Raw genomic sequence first — 25,219 nt, 5'->3', positions numbered from 1 at the left:
CGGCTGGCGATGATCACCATGAAGGGGGAGATGGGGCTGCCGTCTGTGCTCACGACGCCAAAATGGGGCTTTTATGATGTGCAGTTCAAGGGCAAGAGCTTCCGGGTTAATCAGCCCTTTGGCAGCTATGTGATGGAAAACGTGCTGTTCAAACTCAGCTTTCCCGCCGAATTTCATGCCCAGACCGCGGTGGAATGCGCCGTACAGTTATACCCGCAGGTGAAGGACAGACTCGAAGACATAGATCGCATCCAAATCTGCACCCACGAGTCCGCCATTCGCATCATCTCCAAGGTGGGTCAGCTTGCCAACCCGGCGGACCGGGATCACTGCCTGCAGTACATGGTGGCGGTGCCGCTGCTTTATGGCGATTTGGTGGCCGAACACTATGAAGACGACTTTCACCGGGCCGACCCCCGTATCGATGCCCTGCGCGACAAGATGGAAATAGTGGAAGAGCCGCGCTACAGCGCCGAATACCTGGAAGCCGACAAGCGCTCCATCGCCAACGCCATTCAGGTATTTTTCAAGGACGGCAGTCACACCGACAAGGTGGAGGTGGAATATCCCATCGGCCATCGCCGTCGCCGGGCCGAGGCCATCCCCGTTCTGGAGCAGAAGTTCATGCGCAACCTGCAGACCCGTTTTCCACCGATACGCTGCCGGCAGATCCTGGAACTGTGTCTCGATCGGCCGCGGCTTGAAGCCACTCCTGTCAACGAATTTATGGCACTTTTTGTAATCAATTGAGACGATTTAAACCGCAGAAATGTATACCGCGGTCATGACAATCTGGTCCGGATACGTCCTTCTTTCTTGTCTTTTCCTGCTCGATTCCGGACTGGTACTGCCTCCTTTCTTGCCTGTTTTCCTGATATTTACCAGCCCAGCTGGCTTAGCCCCCTGTATTCTGCTCACCGGCCGAAATCGGGTTTATCCGGATAAACCTTGTTGTTTTATAAGGAAATAAAGATATTTTCTGTTTCCATCATGGAGGGTTAACGAAAATTACATATCGTGATATCAATCACGTTTTTTGTGGTGAATGACAAAAAAAATTAACTGTTAACCTTGTTGTGATATATTTGTTTACACAAATGAGCATTTTTGTTTTAAGAGTGCCTTTCTTTTCACAACAATCTAGGCAGTTTGTCAATCAACTTCGGTTGGTAACAATTGTCGCAGCACACCACCAGGGAGATGTAACCCATGGCTGCACATGAAATGAATAACCCCGAGCTGATGCCGTCCACGGATAAAGACAGGGATATCAATATCTGGGACTTCACCATGCTCTGGGCGGGCATGACCATCAACATGGGGGCCTTTACCATGGGTGCCCAGTTGTATCCGGGGTTGTCTCCCTGGACCATCATCGGTGCCATTCTGGCCGCCTATGCCATCGTGACCACCATCCTGATCCTGGCCGGTGATATCGGTCTTCGTTACGGTATTCCCTTCACCGTTTATATCCGTGGTTGCTTCGGCTACCAGGGCGCCAAGATCCCGGCGGCCTTCCGCGCCATTCCTGCCTGTTTCTGGTTCGGTTTTCAGACCTGGGTGGCGGCCGTTGCCATCGGCAAGGTACTGGAACTGTGGATTGGTTATACCAACACCACCATCCTCATCCTGATCTTCGGGGTGCTGCAGGTAATCAATGCAATCTATGGCATGAAAGCCATGGCCAAGTTCGACTGGGTCGCCATTCCGGCGCTGACCATACTGATCGGCCTGGTCACCTTCTGGTTGCTGGAGACCAACAACGCCACCATCGGTGACGTTCTGGCCGCACCTTCGCTGGATGACGGCTCTTTCTGGTTCGCGGTGATGGCCATCGCCGGTATCTGGATCACCATGGGTCTGAACAGCCCGGACATGACCCGCAAGCTGGAGCGCTCTCGCGACCACAGCAGCAAGAATTTCTTTATCCGTAACCGCAAGCCCTTTTTCGCCCAAATCACCGGCCTTATCGTGATTGGCTCCGGCATTCTGATGGTGGGCATGATCGGCGGTATCCTCACCGGTACCTGGGACCCCATCGAGATCGTACTGAACTCCATGAGCTCACCCATAGTGCTGATCCTGAGCATGATCACCATCGCCTTTGCCCAGTGGTCCACCAACACCGCGGCCAACCTGATGCCGTCCGCTCTTATCCTGATGAACGTCTTCCCCCGACTGAACTTTGGGCAGGGTGTGGCCATCTCCGGCGCCATCGGCCTGCTGATGATGCCCTGGGTGTTTGCCGATAATCTGCTGTGGTTCAGCGTCATTACTTCCGGTTTGCTGGGTCCGGTAGCGGGTATCATGCTGGCCGACTTCTACCTGTTGCGCCGCGGTCAGTTGAACGTGAACGACTTCTATGATCCCAAGGGTCCCTTCGTTTACCAGAACAACTATAACTTGCGCGCCTTCCTGGTCTACGGTCTGTCTTTCGTCTGCAGCCTGGTTTTCATAGACATGGCGTTCTTCGTCGGCCTGGTAGTGAGTGTGGTGGGTTATTATCTGCTGATGAAACCCATTGCCCTGCCTGCCGGTGAAAATGTAGCTCCCGCAGAATCCTGAATCTTAAGTATTAAGCATTGATTCTACCTTGGCCCCCTTGTGGGGCCTTTTTATTGTTTGGAGCCTTGTATTTAAATGAACAGTATTGTGTCTGATCGGGTGATGGTGCATGCCTCAGGGCTGCCGGAAAAACGCCATGAGCAGGGCCAGCAGCGCCGGATAAAAGCCACCAAAATTTAGCTCGATACCTTTGAAGATGATGTTTGCCTCGCATAAAGAACAGCATGCGATTAGCGCTGAATGAATACTAACAACAGCGATCAGAGTGCATATTGATCGTAGTCAAGACGGAGGCTGATTGGAGATGTTCAGGAGCTGTTTATCCGCTGTTGACGGCCGGCAGCCGGGCCCCGTGATTGCCAAAGGGGTCTTTTGAGTCGATAATTTCAGACACTTTTATCAATACAGTAGATCCCCCTATGCTAGACAAGTATTTTCACCTCAAAGAGCTGGGCACCAATGTGCGTCAGGAAGTGGTGGCGGGTATTACCACCTTCCTGACCATGGCCTATATCATCTTCGTCAACCCGGCGATTCTGTCCGAGGCGGGCATGGATTATGGCGCCGTCTTCGTGGCGACCTGTCTGGCGGCGGCCATCGGCTGTTTCATCATGGGGCTGGTGGCCAACTATCCCATCGCCCTGGCGCCGGGCATGGGCCTGAATGCCTTCTTTACCTATACGGTGGTGCTGACCGAAGGCTACAGCTGGCAGAGTGCCCTGGGCGCTGTGTTCTTCTCCGGCTGTATCTTCGTGCTGCTGAGCCTGTTCAAGGTGCGCGAATGGATCATCAACTCCATTCCCGGCCCGCTGAAAATCGGCATCGCCGCCGGTATCGGCCTGTTTCTGGCGCTTATCGGTCTTAAAAATGCCGGTATTATCGTCGATAACCCGGCCACCCTGGTGGGGCTGGGCGATGTCACCAGCCTGCAGGTAGGGCTGGCGATGCTCGGCTTTTTTCTGATTATCGGCATGGCGGCCCGTGGCATGCACGGCGCCGTGATGATCGGCATTCTGGTGATTACCGGTCTGGGTGTGGCCTTTGGTGATATTCAGTACCAGGGTATCGTCTCGGCTCCGCCGTCTGTTATGCCGACCTTTATGCAACTGGACATTGCCGGCGCCTTCAATATCGGCATGCTGTCGGTGATTTTCGCCTTCCTGTTTGTCGACCTGTTCGATACCTCCGGCACCCTGATTGCCGTGGCCCAGCGCGCCAAACTGCTGGATGAAAAGGGCCGGCTGCCGCGGTTGGGCCGTGCGCTGCTGGCGGACAGCACCGCCTCCATTGCCGGCTCTGTATTGGGCACTTCGACCACCACTTCCTATGTGGAAAGTGCCGCCGGTGTGGCCGTGGGCGGACGCAGTGGCCTGACCGCTGTGGTGACAGGCCTGATGTTCATTGCCGCGCTGCTGTTCTCGCCGTTGGCGGGTATGGTGCCGGCTTACGCGACCGCCGGCGCCCTGATGTATGTGGCGGTGCTGATGCTGGGCCAGCTCAGCCATCTGCACTGGGATGACATTACCGAGGCAGTCCCCGCCGTGGTGGTACTGGTAATGATGCCGTTTTCCTTTTCCATCGCCAACGGCATCGCCTTCGGCTTTATCAGCTTCGTCGCGGTCAAGCTACTGGCCGGTCGCGCCGGTGAGGTCAGCCCCGTGGTCTGGGCACTGGCGGCGCTGTTCGCACTGAAGTTTGCCTTCGGGATTTAAGAGACTGTAAGGGGTGAGGCGTGTAAACGTCGGACAAAGGGCCCGCTACGCCGACTCGCTGTATGACATGACACTCGTTGTTTCAGCCTGCTGCAAACATTCGCTGGATGTTTGGTCAGGCCGAAGCAACTCGTCACGGCGAGCAAGCTCGCCCCATGTACGCTCTCCGTTTCGTCCCTGAAACGGAAGGTCGGCTGAGCAGATCCCTTTGTCCTCCCTGATGCCACGGAGTTGCCTGTTGGCATCGCCTACAGATAACTCGGTGCTTGAGAAGAGGCAACGGAGATGGCCTCCCACGACCGTGAAATGCCATGGACGGCATTTCCCGAGCCCTCAGGGATGAGTTTATGGCGTGTCGTGGGAGGCGGCTGTGTTGCCTCTGAACTCAGTTAACACCGATTCTGCAGGTACCACGCCGTGTGTGGGTTTGCGCCGGCTAAAGCGGCGCCTACAGCGCCATTTTCAGTTCGTTCAATGTCTGTAAAACAAAAAAAGCCCCGAAACCGGGGCTTTTTGCATTTATCTGTAATGAAACATCAGAAATCGGCGTTGCGCGGGGTGCGGGGGAAGGGAATGACGTCCCGTACGTTACCCATGCCGGTAACGTAGGCCACCAGACGCTCGAAGCCCAGACCAAAGCCGGCGTGGGGTACGGTGCCGTAACGACGCAGATCCCGGTACCAGCCGTAGTCTGCCGGATTCAGGCCCATTTCTACCATGCGGCTATCCAGCACCTCCAGTATTTCTTCCCGCTGGGAGCCGCCGATGATCTCGCCGATGCCCGGGGCCAGTACGTCCATGGCCGCCACTGTCTTGCCGTCCGGGTTCAGCTTCATGTAGAAGGACTTGATATCCTTGGGATAGTTCTTCACCACCACCGGCGCCTTGAAGTGTTCTTCGGCCAGATAACGTTCGTGCTCGGAAGAAAGGTCGACACCCCATGCCACCGGGAACTCGAACTTCTTGCCACAGTTTTGCAGAATCTCGACCGCATCGGTGTAATCCACCTGGGCGAAGTCCTGCTCCACGAAGTTTTGCAGCCGGGTAATGGCGTCTTTATCGACACGTTGAGCGAAGAAATTCATGTCGTCCATGCGCTCTTCCAGCACCGCATTGAACACATATTTCAGCATGTCTTCTGCCAGGGTGGCGATATCGTTCAGATCGGCAAAGGCGATCTCCGGCTCCACCATCCAGAACTCGGCCAGGTGGCGGCTGGTATTGGAGTTTTCGGCGCGAAAAGTCGGGCCAAAGGTATAAATCTTGCTCATGGCACAGACGTAGGCTTCGGCGTTCAGCTGACCGGAAACGGTCAGGAAGGTTTCTTTACCGAAGAAATCTTCGCCGAAGTCGATATCACCCTTGTCGGTGCGGGGCAGATTCTGCAGATCCAGGGTAGACACCCGGAACATCTCGCCGGCGCCTTCGCAGTCGGAGGCGGTAATGAGGGGGGTGGCTACCCACATGTAACCGTTTTCATGAAAGAAGCGGTGCAGCGCCTGGGACAGGCAGTTGCGAACCCGGGCCACAGCGCCAATCATGTTGGTGCGCGGGCGCAGGTGGGCATATTCGCGCAGATATTCGATTGAGTGGCGTTTGGCGGCCATGGGGTAGGTATCCGGGTCATCGACCCAGCCGATTACCTTGACGTCGGTCGCCTGCAGCTCAAAGTCCTGGCCCTGGCCCTGAGAAGCCCCCACTGTGCCGGTGACTTCAACCGAACAGCCGGTGGTCAGACGCACCACTTCATTCTGATAATTCGCCACGCTATTGGGTACCACGGCCTGCACCGGATTGAAGCAGCTGCCATCGTGTATTGCCAAAAACGAAATACCCGCCTTGGAGTCACGGCGAGTACGAATCCACCCTTTAACGGTCAGGGTGGTGCCAACAGGATATTTACCCGCCAGCACATCAGTAACGGATGCGTGGGTCATGTGAAATCGCTCTCCAGCTTTAACTAAATCGGCGTCAGGCCGATAGACTATAGATATAAACAAGGGAGCTAATGTTACCCGTGTAGTCTCAGGACTCAAGCAAAAGATGAACCCGGAGGCAGCCATGGCACAGCAAGGCATCGATTGGCCAGGGAGGTTACAGGCGGCAATGACCCTGGGCGGCTGGAACCTATATATCCTGTTGCTGCTGGTGTTTCATTTTTATCCGCAATAACCGGATTCTTGTCCATACTTAAAGCCGTCACAGTCCCAGGGAGGGGTACTGATGTTGCGTTTAATGGTGCTGTTATTGGTACTGATATCGCCGTTGCAAGCCGCAGAGCGGATGTTGTGGCACAACGGAGACAATGAACTGAATGAAACAGGTCGGCAGTTGGTCGAGCTGCTGGTTCCCGACCCGGCCGCCCTGGCGGGGTTGTCTCCGGCCGAACGGGACGCCTGGTTTAGCCGGGAGTGGCGCCAGGTTCTGGCAAACCGGGCCCGTTTTGCCCAGTATCCGCTTTCCCCCGATCACGGTGAGGCCGGTTTCGAGCAGGCCTTGCACAGTGGCGAGCTGAGCGCTTATCTGCGCCGTCAGCAGCCGGACTATCCCGGTTATCACCAGCTCAAACAGCATTATCATGCCCTGAATGACGCGGCCGGTATCACGGCCTTGCCCACCGGTGGTGAAGTGCGCCCCGGTGAGCGGGATCGGGCCATTCCCGCCCTGCGCCGCAGGCTGACCGAGATGGGCTATGCTCTAACCCCACCCAAGGGCCGGGCCGATGCGCTGGATCGCAGCTTGAGTGATATCCTCAAAGGCCTGCAGCAGGCCAATGGCCTGGAGCCGAACGGCCGGCTCACCGCCGATATCCGTGCCATGCTGAACCGCTCGCCCGCCGAGTTGCGCAAAGAGCTGCGCCATAACCTGCGCCGGTGGCTGTTGTTGCCGCCATCCGCGCCCGAGCGGTTTGTGCTGGTCAATATTCCCGCTTACCGACTGACACTGTTCAACTCCACGGGGCCGGCTCTGAACATGAAGGTCATCGTCGGGCGGCCCGACTGGCCCACGCCGGAGCTGGGCACTTATATCAAGGCGCTCAAGGTCAACCCGAACTGGACCCCCACCGCTAACATCATCCGCGAAGACCTGTTGCCGGCCCAGCGCCGCGACCGGGGCTTTTTGAGTCGCAACGGCTTCGGTGTCTGGCTGCCGGGTATCGAGGGCCGGCAGGATCCGGCCAGCATCGACTGGCAACAACCGCCGGCCGGAATGCGGCTGGTGCAGGCCCCCGGGCCCGACAATGCCTTGGGGCGCTTCAAGTTCGAAATGAACAATCCCTTCGACATTTATTTGCACGACACACCCGACAAGCGGCTGTTCGGCGAGGCGCAAAGGGCCCTGAGCCACGGTTGTGTGCGCCTGTCCGAGCCGGACCAATTGGCGCAAAATCTGGGCTGGTCTCTGCCGGAATATGAGCAGACCCGCATCTTGCCGGCCCGCACACCGACGCTGCTGTTTATGGTGTATTTCACCGCCTGGGTGGAGCAGGGCCGCCTGGTATTTGCCGAAGATATCTATCGAAAAAACGAGACAATATAAGCCATATGAGACTGTTCCTGCTGGCTATACTTTGACCAATATTTAATGAAAACAATTTAATGGGAATCAGATAACAGGGAGAAGAGGCAATGCAATGCAATGGAATGTTATGCAATGAACTGAAACGACTCTGGCACGACGAACAGGGCCTGACCACGGTGGAATATGCGGTGGCGGGTGCCTTGGTCGCCGTCTCATTGGTAGGGGCTTTTGTTGCCCTCGGTGATGGGATTGGGGAAGGTATTAATGCCATGTGCAAAGTAGTGAAAAATGATGGCTCGGATTGTTAGTGATGCGCAGTAAAAAATTCAGGATGACGGGCCGGCTCATATACCGGCCCGTTTTTTTGGTTGTTATTTATCTAATGACATCAATTCGAATGAATCTGGACTTTTCACCCCCTAAACTGTCGAAAAGTTGCGGTGATAAAGCGGGGTGGTAACTTTGAACAAAACCGGCCTGGTGTTTATAGTTAGTGGTGTGGAAAGGAGCTGAGTGTAAAGGAAAGATGTTAAAAGTAAAGCTGTAAAAAAGAAAAAGTAAACATTGTGGATCCGGAAGTGGTCCGGGTAAGTGTAATGATATGATGAGTGCAATCATATAAAGGTGCTAACAAGGAGGTGGGTTGGATATATTGATAATGACCAGACAGCTAGACTGATTCGGGTTTTACCGATGATGTTATAATGCTTTAAATGATGATCGGATGAAGTCCGGTTGAAAATATTCAAGATGGAACGAGGGTATTTTTATGTTGATCTTAAAAGAAATGATTCGTCTGCTGAATGATGAAGAGGGCCTGACCACGGTGGAGTATGCTATCGCCGGTGCCTTGGTGGCCTCTGCAGTAGTATTAGCATTCAGTAACTTGGGAGTTCAAGTGGGCGGCAGAGTACAGGATCTTGCTACGGTTGTTGAAACTGGTGCTCCTATTGCGGCTCCTGCTCCTGCTCCTGCCCCTTAAGGTTGTAATTATATAATTAAGTTGGTTTTACAAGGGCAGCTTGGCTGCCCTAGTTATAACTTTTAAACATGGTGATGCTATGGAACAGCTACCCTTGTTTTCCCTGTTGTTGGCCGCATCCTGGCTGGATCTGACCAGTCACAAGATCCCCAACTGGTTGACCCTGCCCTTTATTCTGTTGGCGCTGATTTATCATGGCCTGCTAGGGGAAGGCTTGGCCTTCGGACTGACCGGCCTGGTCTATGCCTTTATCCTGCTGTTTCCGCTGTTTTTCTTTCGTTTTCTGGCCGGGGGTGATGTCAAACTGGGGCTGGGCATCGGCGCCTTTCTCGGCTGGAACCTGTTTCTCGAGTCCCTGCTCTATGGCCTGGTCATCGGCTTGCCGATGGTGCTGGCTTTTGCCTTTTACAAGGTGGGTTGGGAAGGCTTCAAACAAAGCTTTATGCGCTATGGTTATATTCTGGGTAGCAAAAAGTATCTGGCGCCGGTCGAGGGCGAGATGGCCGGGCTCAAGGTGCCCTATGGCCCGGCGCTGGCGCTGGGCGCTACCTTGGCGGTAGTGCTCAACAAATACCAGATATTTACCCTGGTATCCTGAACATGACTGGATAGCCCTGAGCATGACTGGATAGTAAATAATACCCGACTACGCTTAGCTGATAGCTCAGAAAAAGGAGGTAACACGGATGTACCTGCCCAAACCGAAAACCCTGGCCGAAACCGGCCTGTCGAAAGAGCTGTTACTGCGATTGGTGCTTCGCCACCTGCAGGAAGAAGGTTCTCTGTCGTTACCCTCGTTGACCGAACGGCTGTGCCTGCGTGGCAGCGTGGTGGAGCCCCTGCTGCAAGAGCTGAAAATTCTGCAGCAGGTGGAGGTGCGCGCCTCGGGCCGGGCCGGCGATGTCATTCGCTACGCACTGACCGCCAAGGGTCAGTACGAGGCCCAGGAGCTGAGCGCGCGAGACGGCTACCTGGGCCCGGCGCCTATTCCGCTGGAGGCGTATAACCGGCTGGTGCTGAGCCAGGCACTGGGCGAGCGCAGCATTCGCCGCGATCGGCTGGAGCAGGCGCTGGGTGACATGGTGATAAGCCAGGAGCTGGTCAACACCCTGGGGCCGGCCCTGAACTCCCGCCGGCCCTTGTTGATCTACGGCCATGCGGGTACCGGTAAAAGCTTTTTGTGTCATCGATTCAACAAGATTTTCGACGACGAAATGATTTACGTGCCCCACGCCATTGCGGTGCAGAACACCATAATACCGATATTCGATCCGCTCTATCACTGGCGGGCCGAAGACCCCATGCACGACCAGGACGAAGACATGGACGGCCGTTATGTTCCCTGCAAGCGGCCATTGGTAATGGTGGGTGGCGAGCTCAAGCTGGATACACTGGAAGTGCACTTCGACCGGCAGTCCCGCCAATACAGCGCCCCATTGCAGATGAAGGCCAATAACGGCGTGTTTTTGATTGACGACTTGGGGCGACAGGGCTTTGCGGCCGACGAGCTGTTTAACCGCTGGATAGTTCCCATGGAAGAACGGCGGGATTTTTTGTCATTACCCAATGGCCTGCACTTCGATATTCCTTTCGAGCAGATACTGGTCTTTTCCACCAACCTGGATCCGGAAACCATCGCCGACGAGGCCTTTTTACGCCGCCTTGGCTACAAGATTGAATTAAGTGCCATGCCGCAAGAGCTGTATAAAAAAGTATGGCTGATGAATCTGGATAAATATCAGCTGATAGCCAACGAATCACTGTTTGACTATATGGTTAATGAGTTGCATGAAAATAGCGGAAAACCACTGATTGCCTGTTACCCGCGAGATATTCTGGGTATCGCCAGAGATATCATGCATTTCAACGGTCAAGCCGGTGAAACGCTCGATGAAAAAATACTTAAAAATGCCTGGAGCATGTATTGCGTGCACTGACTATACTGTTTTTACTGTTCATCACAACCTTGTTAACAACAGCTTCTTAATGGCCGAATGTTAATAGAAAAAGGGTTGTAATCAACCTGGTTGTAGTAAACCTAAGGATGGGGTTATGAAAACACGAACCGTGATGCTTTTATTTTTATCGGTGATCTTCGGTCTCGGCGCCGCCTGGATGGCCAATAACTGGCTTGAACAGCAAAGCGCCGCCAGCGCTCGTCAGGCCGAGCAGTCGGGCAGCGAGCTGGTTCAGGTAGTGGTGGCGTCGGTGGACTTGTCCCCCGGTGTGCAGCTCGATCCCATTCATGTCCAGTTCAAGCAGATAGATTCCCGCCTGGTTCCCCCCGGTGCCATCAATACCCTGGAAGACGCTCAGGGCATGGTAACCAAGAACAACCTTTATAAAGGTGACGTACTGCGTAAGGAACGACTCACGCCCATAGGGCAGGGTAGCACCCTGTCTGTGCTGCTGGAGCCGGGCATGCGGGCGGTAACGGTAAGGGTGAACGATGTCATCGGGGTAGCGGGCTTTCTGTTACCCGGCAACCGGGTGGACATTCTGTTTACCGAGGGTGACATGACCCGCACCGTGCTGAAAAACCTCAAGGTACTGGCGGTGGATCAAACCCAGCATACGGATGAAAACCGCCCGAAGCTGGTACGTGCCGTTACCCTGGAAGTAGACCCGGAACAGGCCGAAAAACTGGTCAACGCCAGCTCCAACGGTCGTATTCAGCTGGCTCTGCGTAATCCCAATGACGAGCAGGATCTGAACGACGTAGTGGCCGCACTTGCGCCGGAGTCCGCCCCGCCGGTGGCATCGGCGCCGCAGTCCAGGGCGCGTCCTCGCCAGTTGTCGGTTGATCTGATCAAAGGCACCAGCCAGCAGCAGGTGCCGGTAAAAAGCTGAATACCAACAAAACAAGGTTCACATGGAGGTGGATATGAACACACTGCTTAACGCTACGTTAGGGGCACTGCTGCTGCTGTCGCCTGGCCTGTTATGGGCCGGGGGCAGCCTGCAGCAGGCAGGGAATGAAGTGCAGCTACCCATTCACAAATCCCGCTCGCTGATGCTGGACAGGCCCGCCAGCCGCGTATCGGTGGGCAACCCCGCCATTGCTGATGTGCTGGTGTTGCAAGACCGGGAGCTGTATCTGGTGGGCAAGTCACTCGGCCATACCAACCTGATGGTGTGGGACATGAACGATGGCCTGATGCAGGTGTACGACATCGAGGTCAGCCACGATTTGCAGGGGCTGAAAGAACGGCTCTATCGCTTCTTGCCCAACGAGCCGATTCAGATACATACCTCCCAGGGGCAACTGGTCATGAGCGGCGAGGTGTCGGATTTGAACCGGCTGAACGCCGCCTATGAACTGGGTCGGGGCTATGTGGTGGCCGCCGAAGGGGGCGTGGCCCGATCCGAAGTCATGAACATGATGAGCGTGGGCGGCGGCCAGCAGGTGATGCTGGAAGTGACCGTGGCCGAGGTGGCACGGGATACGTCGCGCAGCTGGGAGTCGGCCTTCGAACTGCTTGAAAGCTCCGGCAACTGGGGGTTTTCGCTGCTACGAGACAGTGTGGGTCAGCTGGCCAGCTTTGGCACCAATACAGCAATTGGAACTTTTGCCAGCGCCGATACCGTGTTTAACGTGGCGCTGGATCTGGCCAAGACCCGTGGCCTGGCCCGGGTACTGGCCGAGCCGCGCATTACCGCCATCAGTGGCCAGTCGGCCGAGTTTCTGTCCGGTGGTGAATTTCCGGTGCCGGTACCCACCGAAGACGGTGTGGCAGTCGAGTTCAAGGAGTTCGGTGTGGGGCTCAAGTTTACGCCCGTGGTGCTGAGCAGCGGTAAAATCAACCTCAATCTCAACGTATCGGTCAGCGAGCCGGTGGTGGCCAATCAGGCCAATATCCCCCTGTTTGGTGATATTACCGCCCTCAGCAAGCGCAGTGCCGGCACCACGGTCGAGCTGGGCGATGGTCAGACCATTAGCATCGCCGGCCTGCTCAGTGAAAATACCCGCGAGTCGGTCAGCCAGTTGCCCTTTGCCGGCGATATTCCCGTTCTGGGCAATCTCTTTACCAGCCGCAGTTTTACCAAGGGTGAGTCGGAGCTGGTGATCATGGTGACCCCCCACCTGGTACGGCCCTTCGACAAACAGCAGGTCAGCCTGCCGACCGATGGCTTTATCGAGCCTAACGATATCGAGTTTTATTTGCTGGGCAGAATGTCGCTGCGCGACCGGGAAAACGAACAGGCGCCGATGGCGCAGCAGAGTAACACCGGCATGAGCCAGACGGTGGCCGAAGGCGGCATGGAGCAGACCTATGGCCAGTCGCTTTAGTAGAAGATATGGCAAGCATGACCAGCCCGGTACAGACAAGGAGACACACAATGAAACGGATACTACTGATAATGCTGGCCAGCGGCGCTGTCGCCGGCTGTGCAGGCGAACGGCATTATGACTTTGCCATGGGTAACGATATTCAGGAACTGGATGAGCTGCAGATTATGGACCCGGAAGCGGGTATGCGTAACGACGGCAAAATAGCCGCCCTTACCCTGAATGGCGAATACGGGGTATCGCTGCACGACAAGTACGTGAAAGGGGCGGAAGCCCCCGGTGAGGGCAAAACCCAGGTGACACTCAACTTCGGCGAGTAAATGTCGGCGACTAGCAAGCAGGAGAAACATGATGAAAGCGTTATCGCACCGCAAGCAACAGAAAGGCGCCGTGCTCGTCCTAGTGACGATAGCGCTCTTTACGCTGCTCGGCTTTACCGCCCTGGCCCTGGATGGGGGCTATTTATTGTTGAACAAGACCCGGGTACAGGATGCGGTGGATTCGGCGGCCCTGAGTGGTGCTGAAACATTGGACAAGGGGGGCAACCATGATGATTCTCGCCAGGCGGTGGAAGCGACCCTGGCAGCTATTTTATCCGGTGATGGATTCAGCCGAGTTAATATCGATACCAACGACCTGGCATCGGCGGTGACGGTAGAGTTTTCTCACACCGTTTACAATGTGGCCGGAGATAAATTTGAATTTACGCCTACTAATGATGAGGCTGCCCGTTATATTCGGGTGACCCTTCCTACAGTGCCGGTAGATCAGTTCTTTTCACAATTGCTTATCGATGTCTGGCAGGTAGGTGCTTCGGCGGTAGCCGGTGCCAGCCCGACAATTCAGGATCCTTGCCAGATTATTCCCTTGATGATGTGTGTCAACGATACCAATCCGCCTGACCCTGATTATCTACCCGATGATTATGATTATGGGTTTACACCTTCTAGTGAGAATGAGAGGGGGGATGTGGTAGTTATCAAGGTGCCAACCAATAACACGCCCGTCGGGCCGGGTAATTTTTTGGCGGTGGACTTAGGTGTACCTGGTGCGGATGGTTACCGAGATGGTTTGGCGGGCGCCTTGACAGACGCTTCCTGTATTGCCACGGGTGATGATATCACCACAAAAACCGGTAATATGATCGGGCCTACAACATCCGGTTTGAATACTCGATTTGGTAAGTACAAGAGTCCGATGAGCGAGCCAATGGACGATCCTTATTCATCAGGGTCTGATGCTTTTTATGCGGATTGTGCCGTACCTAATCTGACCCCCATTAAGTTTGATTCGGCGGACTTCACTTCAACAGAAGGCAGTACAGTGCTGAATGATCCGACTCTGCTGAGTAATATGCAAAGCTATCCTGACTATGTAAATAAATATGGTAACTATTCACAGGAGCCAAATACTCAATATTGTATGCCTAAACGGCGCATGGTCAAGGTGCCGGTTGGCGACTGTAGCGGTATCAACCAAGGTAAAACGACAGTGCCTTCTATGGGAACCGCTTGCATGTACCTGATTCAGGAAGTGACAGGGAAGGGGACCGATCAGTTTATTGTTGCCGAGTTTGTAAAGAACTGTACTGCCGAGGGCGTGGGTAATAGTAATTTAAATAATGGTCCCTATCGATTGGTGTTATATAAAAATGAAATGGGGGGCGATTCATAATGATGCGCTTATCCAGACAAAGAGGACTGGCGGCTGTTGAAGCGACCATAGTACTACCGCTCATCTTGCTGATGATGATGGCTATTGGAGAGTTCGGCCGTTTACTCTATGAATATAATACCTTGACCAAGGCTGTAAGAGCTGGAGCCCGAACTGCCAGTGTGAGTTCAAATCCCGGAAATTATGATGTCAGTCTGGTACAGGACAAAACAAAAAACATGATTCTTTATGGCCAGGAAATAGAAGGCACAAAAACCGTGTTGCCAGGCCTTAAAGCCGAGGATATAAATGTATCGCCAATCTTGATAGATGGTGAAACCTATGTACAGATCCATGTCAGCTATGATTGGCAGCCGATGTTTGGCGATACTTTCAATACTTTCTTTGGCAATACCATTTCATTAACTTTTCCCTTGGAAACCAGCATGACCATGAGGGCGTTATTATGAAGTGTCGCCCTGTAAAGACTCAAAAAGGTACCACTACGGTGGAGTTCGCCATAGTGGGGGCTGTGATTTTTTTAACCATGTTCGCTGTAATGGAAGCTGGTCGGTTGCTGTATACCTGGGGAGTGCTAAATGAAGCATCTCGCCGGGCTGCACGATTGGCAACGGTATGCCTGGTTGATGATGTACAGGGAGGCGTGGTAGCGGGACAGGTTGCCCAGCAATTGGGGGGCTCGCTACCGGGGTTTGTACCGGCGAACCTGGTTTTTGAATATCTCGACACGACGGGCGGTACACTGGCTGCCCCTGAGGGAGCGGATTTTAACAGCATCCGTTATGTTCGCAGCCAGATAGTCAATTATCAATATCAGATGATATTGCCGCTGACGGTGGATTTGTCCATGTTGGCACCGGATTTCGCCAGCACCTTGCGGGCCGAAAGCTTGGGTGTAACCAAGTTTGGAGACATTTCATGTGACACCGGGGGAGCCTGATTTATGACAGATATGAAGATAGTCGAACTTGAAAGAGAGCCACTGCACCCATCTCCTCCGCTGGCCTGTCCGTTGCAAATCAACGTGATGGATCCGGATGGTCGTTTATGGACTCAACTGCAAATCCAGCTTCAGTCCAGCCAGTTGCAACTGCGGCGCTTGTCCGATCAGGACCCTCTGCCCAGGCCGGGGCGTCAGCTGTTGCTGCTGGTGGATCATCCTATGATCGGCGCCGTGTACGATGAACTGGAACGCAGGCAAACGCCGATGCTGCCATTGATCGTGGTGGGTGACCCGGGTAACACGGCGCTGATGCGCAGATCCATGCGGCTGGGGGCGGTCGACTTCTTGCCCTTTGACTATCAACCGGCGGAGCTGTGGTCGGGCCTGACCCGGGTGGCCGATAAACAGGCGGCCAGTGCTATCCTGGCGCCGGTGACTGTGGTGGTCAACGGCAAACCTGGCTCCGGCGCCAGCTTTATTTGCGCCAACCTGGGTTATGCCCTTGGCCAGCGCCATGACGACGACAAGACACTGCTGGTAGATGCCAACCTGCATTATGGATCGCTGGCGGATTATCTGAATGTAAAAGACAAGCAAGGCAGCCTGGCCAGTGGCATGGAAAGAGCCACCGAAATGGATGCCATGGCCCTGGCGGGCATGGTCAGCCCGGCTCGGGAGCGGCTGGATGTGCTGCCCTCTCTGCCGGCTTCGCTCACCGATCAGCAGCAGCCCACGGCAAAAAACTGTTCTCAGCTGATGTACCTGCTGCGCAGCCAGTATCAGCAGGTGGTGGTGGACTTGTCTCGCGGGCCCGAAAACTGGAACCTGCCCATTCTGGAATGCGCCGAACACGTGCTGGTGGTGATGCAGCAGTCTCTGTCCGCCCTGCGTGAAACCCTGTATCTGCTGAAACGGCTACGACACGAGCTGGGCATACCGAAAAACCGGATTATTTTATTGATAAACCGTTACGACAAGAAAAAAGATCTTTCTTTAAAGAAAATAGAGCAGACCACAGAGGTCACTCATATTCTTACCTTGCATAATGATTTCACCATGGCGGAAAACTGTACCGATCTGGGCAAGCTGGTGGTGGAAATAGAAAAAAAACACAAACTGGTCCGAGTATTTGACGACATTGTCGGTGAAATTACGCCGCAGGATGAAGAAAAAGCCACCAGGCCCGGATTGCTTAACAGGTGGTTTGGCCGGCACTGAATAGCTGATTTTTTCAGTACCGAATAGCTGATTCGATTAACACTGAATTAGCACTGAGTAATAATGGGGGTCAAGGATGAACCTGGAAGATTATATTCTCAATACGGATGAAGAAGCCTATAAACATCGTCTGCATGGCAAGCTGATGGATATGCTGGACTTGCCCATGCTGCAAACCATTTCTCGCGAGCAGGCCAGCGAACAGATAGAGCGGCTGTGCTTTCAAATCATGCAAGACTCGCCCACGCCGTTGTCGGTGGACTCTCGTCAGAAAATTGTTCGTCAGCTGCTGGACGAAATTCTGGGCCATGGCCCGCTGGAGCCACTGCTGGCCGACCCGGGTATTGCGGATATCATGGTCAACGGTGCCAAAAGCATCTATGTGGAACGCCGGGGGCGCATAGAGCGGGTGCCGCTCACCTTTACCGACGACGATCACCTGATGGGAGTGATAGAGCGTATCGTGTCCAGCGTGGGCCGCCGCATCGACGAGCTGTCGCCCATGGTGGATGCCCGACTGAAAGACGGTTCCCGGGTTAATGCCATCATACCGCCGCTGGCACTGAACGGCCCGACCCTGTCCATTCGACGCTTTACCGTAGAGAAGCTGGCGGTAGACACCCTGATCGACTTTGGCACCATCACCCCGGCCATCGCCCAGGTGATGGAAGCCGTGGTCAAGGGCAAGCTCAATATTCTGATCTCCGGCGGTACCGGTACCGGTAAAACCACCTTCCTCAATATACTGTCCGGTTTTATTCCGTCCAACCAGCGCATCATCACGGTGGAAGACTCCGCCGAGTTGCAGTTGCAGCAGCCCCATGTGGTACAGCTTGAAAGCCGGCCGGCAAATATAGAGGGCAAGGGCGAAATAGCCATGCGCGACCTGGTGAAAAACACCCTGCGAATGCGGCCCGACCGTATCGTGGTGGGGGAGGTGCGCGGCGCCGAGGCCTTCGACATGCTGACCGCCATGAACACAGGCCACGAGGGCTCTCTCACCACCATTCACGCCAATACCCCGCGCGACGCCCTGGGCCGGCTCGAAAACATGGTGTCCATGACCGGCTTCGACATGCCGGTCAAGAACATTCGGTCTCAGGTGGCCTCGGCACTGGATCTGATCATACAGCTGGAACGGCAGGAGGACGGCACCCGCCGCATGGTCAGTATGCAGGAGGTACACGGCATGGAAGGCGAAACCATCACCATGTCGGAGATCTTCACCTTCGAGCGCACCGGTATCGATGCCGAAGGCAAGGTGCAGGGGCGGCACAAGGCCACCGGCGTCATGCCCAACTTCTACGATCGTCTGGCCCGCCGGGGCATGGTGCTGCCACGCAGCCTGTTCGGTGACGACGAACTGCATCAGGGCATTTTTTAGCGGGAGGTCTTATGAGCAGCAATACTCTGATTTTTCTGGCGCTGGTCGGGCTGGCGGTGGTGTTTTTGAGCCTGGCCATGTTTGTGCCGGTCACCCAACCCCGGCTGAACCGTTCTGCCCTGCTCAAGCGTCGCATTGCAGCGATGGAGGCGGAAAACCGCGAGCAGCAGCAGGTATCCATCTATCGAACCAAGCGGCTGGACGCGCTGTCACCGCTGCTGCGCCGGCTGGAAACCTCGCCACTGCTGGAGCGGGTCGCCTTTGCGCTGGAGCTGGCGGGTTCCCGTCTTTACGCGTATCAGCTGGTGTTTTTGACGGCATTGGTGAGCCTGATGCTGGCGGTGCTCAGCTGGTGGCTGTGGCACAGCTGGTTGCTGGTATTGCTGGCGCTGGTACTGCCGTCTGTGGTGGTGCACATCAAGCTGAAACGTAATTATTATCAGCGGCTGGGGCTTTATGAACAGCAGTTGCCCGAGGCGCTGGACATCATGAAACGGGGCCTGCAGGCGGGTTATTCCTTTGCCGATACCATCAAGCTTATCAGCGAGCAGATGCCCGACCCCCTGGGGCGTGAATTTGCCCTGGTGTTTGCCGACATCAACTACCGCAAGGATATTCGCAAGGCCATGACCGGCCTGCTGGAGCGGGTGCCGAGCGTGTCGAACATGGCGCTGATCAGCGCCGTACAGGTGCAGCGGGAAACCGGCGGTAACCTGGTGGAGAACATCGACAAGCTGGCTAAAATCATTCGTGACCGCTTCAAGTTTAACCGCCAGCTGAGAACCCTGTCCGCCGAAGGGCGAATGTCGGGCTGGGTGCTGGTGCTGACCCCCTTCGCGCTCTTTGCGATGATGTTTTTTACTAGCCCCGATTATATCGCGGAGCTGGTCAGTAACAAGGATGGGCATCGGCTGCTGATTTACGGTGGCATCGCCATGACACTGGGTGTCTGGTGGATCAGCCGCATCATCAAGATTGAGGTGTAACATGGCAGAGCTGACAGAGTTGTTTAACGCAAGCCTGACGGATCCCCGCATGCGTCAGTGGTTACTGATAGGCGGGGTGGCGCTGTCGGCTATCACCCTGTTCTGGGGGCTGGCGATGGTGGCAGGGGGCATAACCAACCCCTATCGCCGGCGGCTGAACAATATGCAGCAACAGGTAGAGGAAGAGCAGCAGGACAGCCTGGAGCAGCGGCTGGTGCTGGCCAAACAGGGCGGCCCCGGTGCCTTTAGTGGGCACCGTATTCGTACCCTGCTGGTACACGCGGGCTTTCAGAAAAACTCGGCCTACCGCATATTCACCGGTATTCGCCTGCTGGTGGTGATGCTGTCGGTCGTGGTTGCGCTTGCCATCATGCTGACCAGTACCGCACTTTCCTACAATATCATCCTGTTGCTGGTGGGAGTGGTGGCCTATGTGGCCTATGTGTTACCCGTTTTTGTGCTGGAGCGGTTTGCCAATCATCGCATGACACAGATGAAACTGGCGATGCCCGATGCATTGGATCTGCTGGTGGTCTGTACCGAGGCGGGAATGGGCTTCAAGGCGGCGCTGCAGCGGGTGGCCAAAGAAATCAGCCTGAGCCATGAAGAGCTGGCCGAAGAGCTGGGGCTGATTTCCGCCAAGCTGCGAGCCGGGCTCAGCCTGAAACAGGCGTTCGACGAATTCATCTTGCGTACCGGGCTGGAAGATTTCAGTAGCCTGAATGTGGCCATCAACCAGTCTATTCAGCTGGGTACCAGCATTGCCGAGACCCTGCGTACCTATGCCGACGAATACCGGATCAAGCGCAAGCAGGAGGCGGAAGAAATGGCGGCCAAAATCGGCACCAAGATGATTTTTCCGCTGGTGTTTTTCATCTGGCCGTCGTTTTTTATCGTGGCCATAGGCCCGGCGTTACTCAAGGTGTTCAAGGTGTTCGGTAATATGTAATGGCTGTCTGGTCTGTTTGGCCGGTGGCGGTATAAACAGGCTGGCCGAACCTGGCCGAACCTGGCCGAATTTAGCGTAGACGGCTAGTCTTGGAAGTGTGCTTTTTTATCTGCGACCATGGATTGGTTTAAGGATCTGATAATGAATAATAAAACTCTTGCGCTAATGACGCTGCTGCTGTTGAGCGGCTGTGCCACTACCAATCAAAACAATGACGGATTATCCGATATCAAAGCGCCCGGTGCCGGGGCCATCAAGCCTACCAATGCGACCGAGGCCAGCATGCTGATTGCCCAGTCGCAGACCTCGGGCAACCCGGACGCCATGATTTATGCCTATCGCCAGGCACTGGAGTTCAAGCCGTTCAACAAGGCGGATATTTACCTCAATATTGCCCGGCTGGAACAGCAGCGGAACAACAACAGCCAGGCCGAAGAGGCTTATCGGCTCGCCATGGCCAGCGATAGCAAACGCCCGGAGCTGAAAGAGTCGCTGGCCTTGTTGCTGGTGGACATGAAGCGTCATCAGGAAGCCGATACCCTGCTGCAAGAGGTGATCTCTGCCGACCGGGCCCGGCTCAATGCCGCCTCGGCGGACTCGGCCGAGTGTGTGACCGACAATCAGTCACCCTGGCGCAGCTATAATGGCCTGGGGTTGTTATCGGACATTCGGGAGCAGGGCGAGCAGGCCCGGGAGTATTACCAGTGCGCCTTGAAAATACAGCCCGGCCTGGCCATGTTGCACACCAACCTGGGCTTTTCCTATTACCTTGAAGGAGAGTACCCCCAGGCTGAACGTGCGCTGACCCGGGCGGTGAATCAGGATCCGGAATACCGTCGCGCCTGGAGCAACCTGGGCCTGATGTATTACCGCTGGGGGCGCAAGTCCGAAGCCCTGGCAGCCCTGCGCAAGAATGGCACCCAGGCCGAGGCCCTCAACGATTTGGGCTACATAGCACTGATGGAAGGCGCTAATGAAGAGGCAACCGGCCTGTTTCAGCGCGCCATCGATGCCTCGCCCCGTTACTATCCCAGGGCGGTGGCCAACCTGAATCAGGCCAAAAGCATGACGACGGCGAACAAACGCCGATAGTCGCCTTCGTTCCTGCAGCGACACACCCCCTCCCAGCCTCCCCCTGGCGATAATTCACAGTTATGCCTGTGAACCCGCAGCCAAGGGGGAGGGGCCGTTCGGCGCCGATGGTAAGCCCGGCGCCGATTTACTCCCTCCCCTTAACCTCGAATTTGGCAGAACTACAGCGGGGTGCAAGGCAAGGGGAGGGCGGGGGTGGGGTTTCACTTTGTGTCACTTTCCCCTTCGCAAATCATTAACATGGCCCGGGTGAGCTGGCTCAGCTCGTCCGGCTGTATGATGTAGGGCGGCATCACATACAGCAGCTTGCCGAAGGGTCGTATCCACACCCCTTGCTCGACCAGTTGCTGCTGTACCTCGGCCACGTTCAGCGGCTCATGCAATTCAATCACGCCAATGCCGCCCAGCACCCGCACGTCTGCCACCTGGGGCAGTTCTCGCGCCGGGGCCAGCTCTTTTTGCAACTGCGCTTCAATGGTTTTGATGCGAGCCTGCCAGGGCGAGCTCAGTAACAACTCCAGGCTGGCGATGGCCACGGCACAGGCCAGCGGATTGGCCATGAAGGTGGGGCCGTGCATCAGCACCCCGGCGGGCCCGTTGCAGATGGTCTCGGCCACGTTTTGGGTGGTAATGGTGGCGGCCATGGTCATGTAACCGCCGGTCAGCGCCTTGCCGATGCACATGATGTCTGGCGCTATGCCCGCCCATTCGCAGGCAAACAGCTTGCCGGTGCGGCCGAAGCCGGTGGCAATTTCATCCACGATCAGCAAGACATCGTAACGGTCGCACAGCGCCCGTGCGCCTTTCAGATATTCCGGATGGTAGAAGCACATGCCGCCGGCGCCCTGCACTATGGGCTCCAGGATCAACGCCGCCAGCTCGTGATGGCGCTGCTCCAGTATCTGCTCCAGGGGTTGCAGGTCTTGCGGGTTCCAGTCGCCATCGAACCGGCTGGTGGGGCTGTCGATAAACAGATGCTCGGGCAGAAATCCCTTGTACAGGCTGTGCATGCCGCCGTTGGGGTCGCACACGCTCATGGCGCCGAAGGTGTCGCCGTGGTAGCCCTTGTTCAGGGTCACGAATAAGGTCTTCGGCTGGCCCCGGCCGTGCCAGTACTGAATGGCCATTTTCAGCGCCACCTCTACCGACACCGAGCCCGAGTCCGCCAGAAAAAATCGATCCAGCCCCGTTGGCAGTACCTGGCTCAGCGCCCGGCACAGGTTGACCGCGGGGTCGTGGGTCAGGCCGCCGAACATAACGTGTGACATTTTCTCCAGCTGGGCACTGGCCGCCCGGTTCAGTTCGGGCACATTGTAGCCGTGCAGGCTGGCCCACCAGGACGACATGCCGTCGACCAGTTTTCGGCCATCTGCCAGTTGCAGATAAACGCCGTCGGCGCGCTCTACCTGATAGCAGGGCAGGGGCCGGGTAAGCGAGGTGTAGGGGTGCCAGAGGTGGTGCAGATCGAATTCCTGGTTGCTCATAAAATAACCTAACGTAAACCTTTGTCTTTCTTGTTGGTTGACAGGCTAGCACCGGTGCTTACACTAGCCAAGAAAAACACCTCTGGATATCAAGGATAAAGGCCCCGCATGAGCCGTCAAAACTGGACCCGTGAGCAGGTGCTCGCATTATTTGAACGCCCTTTCTTCGATCTGCTGTTTGAAGCCCAGCAGGTACACCGCGCCAACTTCGATCCCAACGAGGTACAGGTCAGCACCCTGTTGTCCATCAAGACCGGTGCCTGCCCGGAAGACTGCAAGTACTGTCCGCAGAGTGCTCGCTACAGCACCGGGCTGGAAGTAGAGCGGCTGATGGAAATGGAAAAGGTGCTGGAGCGGGCCAAAGAGGCCAAGGCCAACGGCTCCAGCCGGTTCTGCATGGGTGCCGCCTGGCGTAACCCCAAAGAGCGGGACATGCCCTATCTGGTGCAAATGGTGCAGGAAGTGAAGTCTCTGGGGCTGGAAACCTGCATGACCCTCGGCATGCTGAGCGATGCGCAGGCCGACCGGCTGGCGGGTGCCGGGCTCGACTATTACAACCACAACCTGGACACCAGCCCGGAATTTTACGGCGATATCATTACTACCCGTACCTATGCCGACCGGCTAAACACCCTGGAAAACGTGCGTAACGCCGGCATGAAGGTGTGCTCCGGCGGCATCGTCGGACTGGGCGAAAGCCCGGAAGACAGAGCCGGCCTGCTGCTGGCGCTGGCCAACCTGCCGCGCCAGCCCGAAAGCGTGCCCATCAACATGCTGGTGAAGGTGAAGGGCACCCCGATGGAAAATCAGGAAGATCTGGACGACTTCGATTTTATCCGCACCATCGCCGTGGCCCGCATCCTGATGCCGCAAAGCCATGTTCGACTGTCTGCCGGACGCGAAAAGATGAATGACCAGATGCAGGCCATGTGCTTCATGGCCGGCGCCAACTCCATCTTCTACGGCTGCAAGCTGCTGACCACCCCCAACCCGGACGAAAACAGCGACATGCAGCTGTTTAAGCGGCTCGGCGTGCGCCCCAGCGGTGCCAGCCAGAAGCCGGACGAGATGACCGAAATCGAGCTGCACGAACAACTCGCCGCCCAGAACGAGCCCAAACAGCTGTATTACGAAGCCTGAGCCAATACGACGATGTTGTTATGCATTCCCGCCACCCTGTAGCCGCCGCTTCAGCTGGCGGAGCAAACGGCACCGAACGGACAGAATGGCTCGAATAACTCTTCCCCCTTGGCAGCGGAGGCACAGGCATGGCAGCGGGTTCTCGCCAGAGGGAGGCGGGGTGTCGCATTGATTGCAGCAACCCCAACCCTCCCCTTGCGTTGCACTCCGCAGCCGTTCTGTTGGAACCGAGCCTAAGGGGAGGGAGCAAACACAGGCGCAGAGTCAGCCAGTGTCGCCGTACGGCTCCTCCCCCTTGGCAGTGGAGGTACAGGCATGGCCGCGGGTGTTCGCCAGGGGGAGGCGGGGTGGGGGTGTCACAGTAAAGATGAATTTTTGTAGGGTCGAATTCATTCGACCGGCTACCCAGTCATTTAACAAACCGAGAGAACACCATGCCTTTTAATCTGAGCCTGAGCGAACGCGAGGCAGTAGGCCTGAAGCGTAGCCTGCCGGTGATCGAGCGGGTAAGCGGCCGGCAGCTGTGGGCCAACGGCAAAGGCTATCTCAACTTTGCCGGTAACGATTATCTGGGCCTTAGTCAGGCGCCTGAACTCAGGGCCGCCGCCGAGGCCGCCGCCCGCGAGTTTGGTGTGGGCGCTGTGGCTTCACCCTTGGTGGTGGGGCACCAGGCCATTCACCGCGAGCTGGAAAGCGAACTGGCCGACTGGCTGGGGCTGGAGGCGGTGCTGCTGTTCAGCTCCGGCTTTTCCGCCAATCAGGCGGTGATAAAGGCATTGCTCGGCAAGGAACATTGGCTCTGGCAAGACCGGCTTAACCATGCCTCCCTGCAGGAGGCGGGTGCTCTCAGCCCGGCCCGCATGAAGCGCTTCGCCCACAACGACATGGCCTCCCTGGCGGCGAAGATTAAGCCCGAGGCGGGACTTATCGTCTCCGAAGGGGTGTTCAGCATGGATGGCGACCAAGGCGACTGGCAGGGGCTGGCACAAGTGGCCGAACAAAGCCGAAACTGGCTGATGATAGACGATGCCCACGGCCTGGGCGTGCTGGGTGAACAGGGCCGGGGCACCCTGAGCGAACAGGGCATGGCTGCGGAGCGGGTACAAGTCACCATGGGCACCTTCGGCAAGGCGTTGGGCGTGAGCGGCGCCTTCGTCGGCGGTAGCCGGGCACTGATTGAGTATCTGCACAACCACGCCCGCAGCTATGTGTACAGCACCCACCTGCCGCCGCCTCAGGCCGCGGCCATTCTGGCGGCGGTGCGGCTGGTACAAAAG

At 56.2% G+C, this 25,219-nt stretch carries 23 protein-coding genes; 21 read left to right on the top strand and 2 right to left on the bottom strand.

Features of this window, described 5'->3' with window-relative positions; all coding sequences use genetic code 11:
• The 3 genes from UN63_RS13865 to UN63_RS13855 all read left to right on the top strand — a co-directional run.
• On the top strand, nt 1-750 hold a 750-nt coding region (locus tag UN63_RS13865; RefSeq protein WP_181068252.1), incomplete at its 5' end, for an MmgE/PrpD family protein.
• Between the two features lie 459 nt (nt 751-1,209).
• On the top strand, nt 1,210-2,565 hold the full coding sequence (locus UN63_RS13860; protein WP_104487566.1) for a cytosine permease: 1,356 nt from the start codon (nt 1,210-1,212) through the stop codon (nt 2,563-2,565).
• A gap of 419 nt (nt 2,566-2,984) precedes the next feature.
• Complete coding sequence (locus UN63_RS13855; protein ID WP_104487564.1) at nt 2,985-4,277, top strand: NCS2 family permease; 1,293 nt, start codon at nt 2,985-2,987, stop codon at nt 4,275-4,277.
• A 536-nt stretch (nt 4,278-4,813) separates the two neighbouring features.
• Here UN63_RS13855 and asnS read toward each other — a convergent pair.
• Nucleotides 4,814-6,214, bottom strand: coding sequence for an asparagine--tRNA ligase (asnS, locus tag UN63_RS13850; protein WP_104487562.1), 1,401 nt, complete (start codon nt 6,212-6,214; stop codon nt 4,814-4,816).
• 286 nt (nt 6,215-6,500) lie between these two features.
• Between asnS and UN63_RS13845 the strand changes: the two genes are divergently transcribed.
• The 16 genes from UN63_RS13845 to UN63_RS13770 all read left to right on the top strand — a co-directional run bounded on the left by UN63_RS13845 (nt 6,501) and on the right by UN63_RS13770 (nt 21,318).
• Entirely contained in the window at nt 6,501-7,817 is a 1,317-nt protein-coding gene (locus tag UN63_RS13845; RefSeq protein ID WP_104487560.1) for a L,D-transpeptidase family protein, read from the top strand.
• An 89-nt stretch (nt 7,818-7,906) separates the two neighbouring features.
• Nucleotides 7,907-8,107 (top strand): Flp family type IVb pilin, encoded by a 201-nt coding sequence (locus tag UN63_RS13840; RefSeq protein WP_229793503.1) that lies wholly within the window; start codon nt 7,907-7,909, stop codon nt 8,105-8,107.
• 461 nt (nt 8,108-8,568) lie between these two features.
• Nucleotides 8,569-8,781 (top strand): Flp family type IVb pilin, encoded by a 213-nt coding sequence (locus UN63_RS13835; RefSeq protein WP_104487558.1) that lies wholly within the window; start codon nt 8,569-8,571, stop codon nt 8,779-8,781.
• A gap of 79 nt (nt 8,782-8,860) precedes the next feature.
• On the top strand, nt 8,861-9,379 hold the full coding sequence (locus UN63_RS13830; RefSeq protein ID WP_104487556.1) for an A24 family peptidase: 519 nt from the start codon (nt 8,861-8,863) through the stop codon (nt 9,377-9,379).
• Nucleotides 9,380-9,467: 88 nt separating this feature from the next.
• On the top strand, nt 9,468-10,718 hold the full coding sequence (locus UN63_RS13825) for a P-loop NTPase family protein (RefSeq protein ID WP_104487554.1): 1,251 nt from the start codon (nt 9,468-9,470) through the stop codon (nt 10,716-10,718).
• Nucleotides 10,719-10,833: 115 nt separating this feature from the next.
• Nucleotides 10,834-11,631: a Flp pilus assembly protein CpaB gene (gene cpaB / locus UN63_RS13820; protein ID WP_104487552.1), complete on the top strand. Its 798-nt coding sequence runs from the start codon at nt 10,834-10,836 to the stop codon at nt 11,629-11,631.
• Between the two features lie 34 nt (nt 11,632-11,665).
• Nucleotides 11,666-13,072, top strand: coding sequence for a type II and III secretion system protein family protein (locus UN63_RS13815; RefSeq protein ID WP_104487550.1), 1,407 nt, complete (start codon nt 11,666-11,668; stop codon nt 13,070-13,072).
• A 50-nt stretch (nt 13,073-13,122) separates the two neighbouring features.
• On the top strand, nt 13,123-13,392 hold the full coding sequence (locus tag UN63_RS13810) for an addiction module component (RefSeq protein WP_104487548.1): 270 nt from the start codon (nt 13,123-13,125) through the stop codon (nt 13,390-13,392).
• A gap of 28 nt (nt 13,393-13,420) precedes the next feature.
• The gene (locus UN63_RS13805) at nt 13,421-14,746 is read left to right on the top strand and encodes a pilus assembly protein TadG-related protein (protein ID WP_229793504.1); all 1,326 of its coding nucleotides are present in this window, start codon (nt 13,421-13,423) and stop codon (nt 14,744-14,746) included.
• Nucleotides 14,746-15,195, top strand: a complete 450-nt coding sequence (locus UN63_RS13800; protein ID WP_104487546.1) for a TadE family protein — start codon at nt 14,746-14,748, stop codon at nt 15,193-15,195. The genes UN63_RS13805 and UN63_RS13800 overlap by 1 nt, the downstream gene beginning before the upstream one ends.
• On the top strand, nt 15,192-15,686 hold the full coding sequence (locus UN63_RS13795; RefSeq protein ID WP_104487544.1) for a TadE/TadG family type IV pilus assembly protein: 495 nt from the start codon (nt 15,192-15,194) through the stop codon (nt 15,684-15,686). The genes UN63_RS13800 and UN63_RS13795 overlap by 4 nt, the downstream gene beginning before the upstream one ends.
• A gap of 3 nt (nt 15,687-15,689) precedes the next feature.
• Nucleotides 15,690-16,907 (top strand): CpaE/TadZ family protein, encoded by a 1,218-nt coding sequence (locus UN63_RS13790; RefSeq protein ID WP_104487542.1) that lies wholly within the window; start codon nt 15,690-15,692, stop codon nt 16,905-16,907.
• A 76-nt stretch (nt 16,908-16,983) separates the two neighbouring features.
• Nucleotides 16,984-18,291 (top strand): TadA family conjugal transfer-associated ATPase, encoded by a 1,308-nt coding sequence (locus UN63_RS13785; RefSeq protein WP_104487539.1) that lies wholly within the window; start codon nt 16,984-16,986, stop codon nt 18,289-18,291.
• Nucleotides 18,292-18,302: 11 nt separating this feature from the next.
• Nucleotides 18,303-19,277, top strand: a complete 975-nt coding sequence (locus UN63_RS13780; RefSeq protein ID WP_104487536.1) for a type II secretion system F family protein — start codon at nt 18,303-18,305, stop codon at nt 19,275-19,277.
• A gap of 1 nt (nt 19,278) precedes the next feature.
• Nucleotides 19,279-20,226: a type II secretion system F family protein gene (locus UN63_RS13775; protein ID WP_104487534.1), complete on the top strand. Its 948-nt coding sequence runs from the start codon at nt 19,279-19,281 to the stop codon at nt 20,224-20,226.
• A 141-nt stretch (nt 20,227-20,367) separates the two neighbouring features.
• Nucleotides 20,368-21,318 carry a tetratricopeptide repeat protein gene (locus UN63_RS13770; protein WP_104487532.1) on the top strand — a complete coding sequence of 317 codons (951 nt, stop codon included), beginning with the start codon at nt 20,368-20,370 and terminating at the stop codon, nt 21,316-21,318.
• Between the two features lie 203 nt (nt 21,319-21,521).
• Here UN63_RS13770 and bioA read toward each other — a convergent pair whose 3' ends face one another.
• Nucleotides 21,522-22,802, bottom strand: coding sequence for an adenosylmethionine--8-amino-7-oxononanoate transaminase (gene bioA, locus UN63_RS13765; protein ID WP_104487530.1), 1,281 nt, complete (start codon nt 22,800-22,802; stop codon nt 21,522-21,524).
• A 108-nt stretch (nt 22,803-22,910) separates the two neighbouring features.
• Here bioA and bioB point away from each other — a divergent pair, with 108 nt between their 5' ends.
• The gene (gene bioB, locus UN63_RS13760; protein ID WP_104487528.1) at nt 22,911-23,942 is read left to right on the top strand and encodes a biotin synthase BioB; all 1,032 of its coding nucleotides are present in this window, start codon (nt 22,911-22,913) and stop codon (nt 23,940-23,942) included.
• A gap of 434 nt (nt 23,943-24,376) precedes the next feature.
• Nucleotides 24,377-25,219: aminotransferase class I/II-fold pyridoxal phosphate-dependent enzyme (locus UN63_RS13755; RefSeq protein ID WP_104487526.1), on the top strand; the 843-nt coding region annotated here is incomplete at its 3' end.

The sequence above is a fragment of the Oceanisphaera arctica genome, assembly GCF_002936955.1.
GTDB classification, from domain to species: domain Bacteria; phylum Pseudomonadota; class Gammaproteobacteria; order Enterobacterales; family Aeromonadaceae; genus Oceanimonas; species Oceanimonas arctica.
The sequence above is the reverse complement of the archived record's forward strand: the minus strand, read 5'-3'. Positions and strand labels throughout refer to the sequence as shown.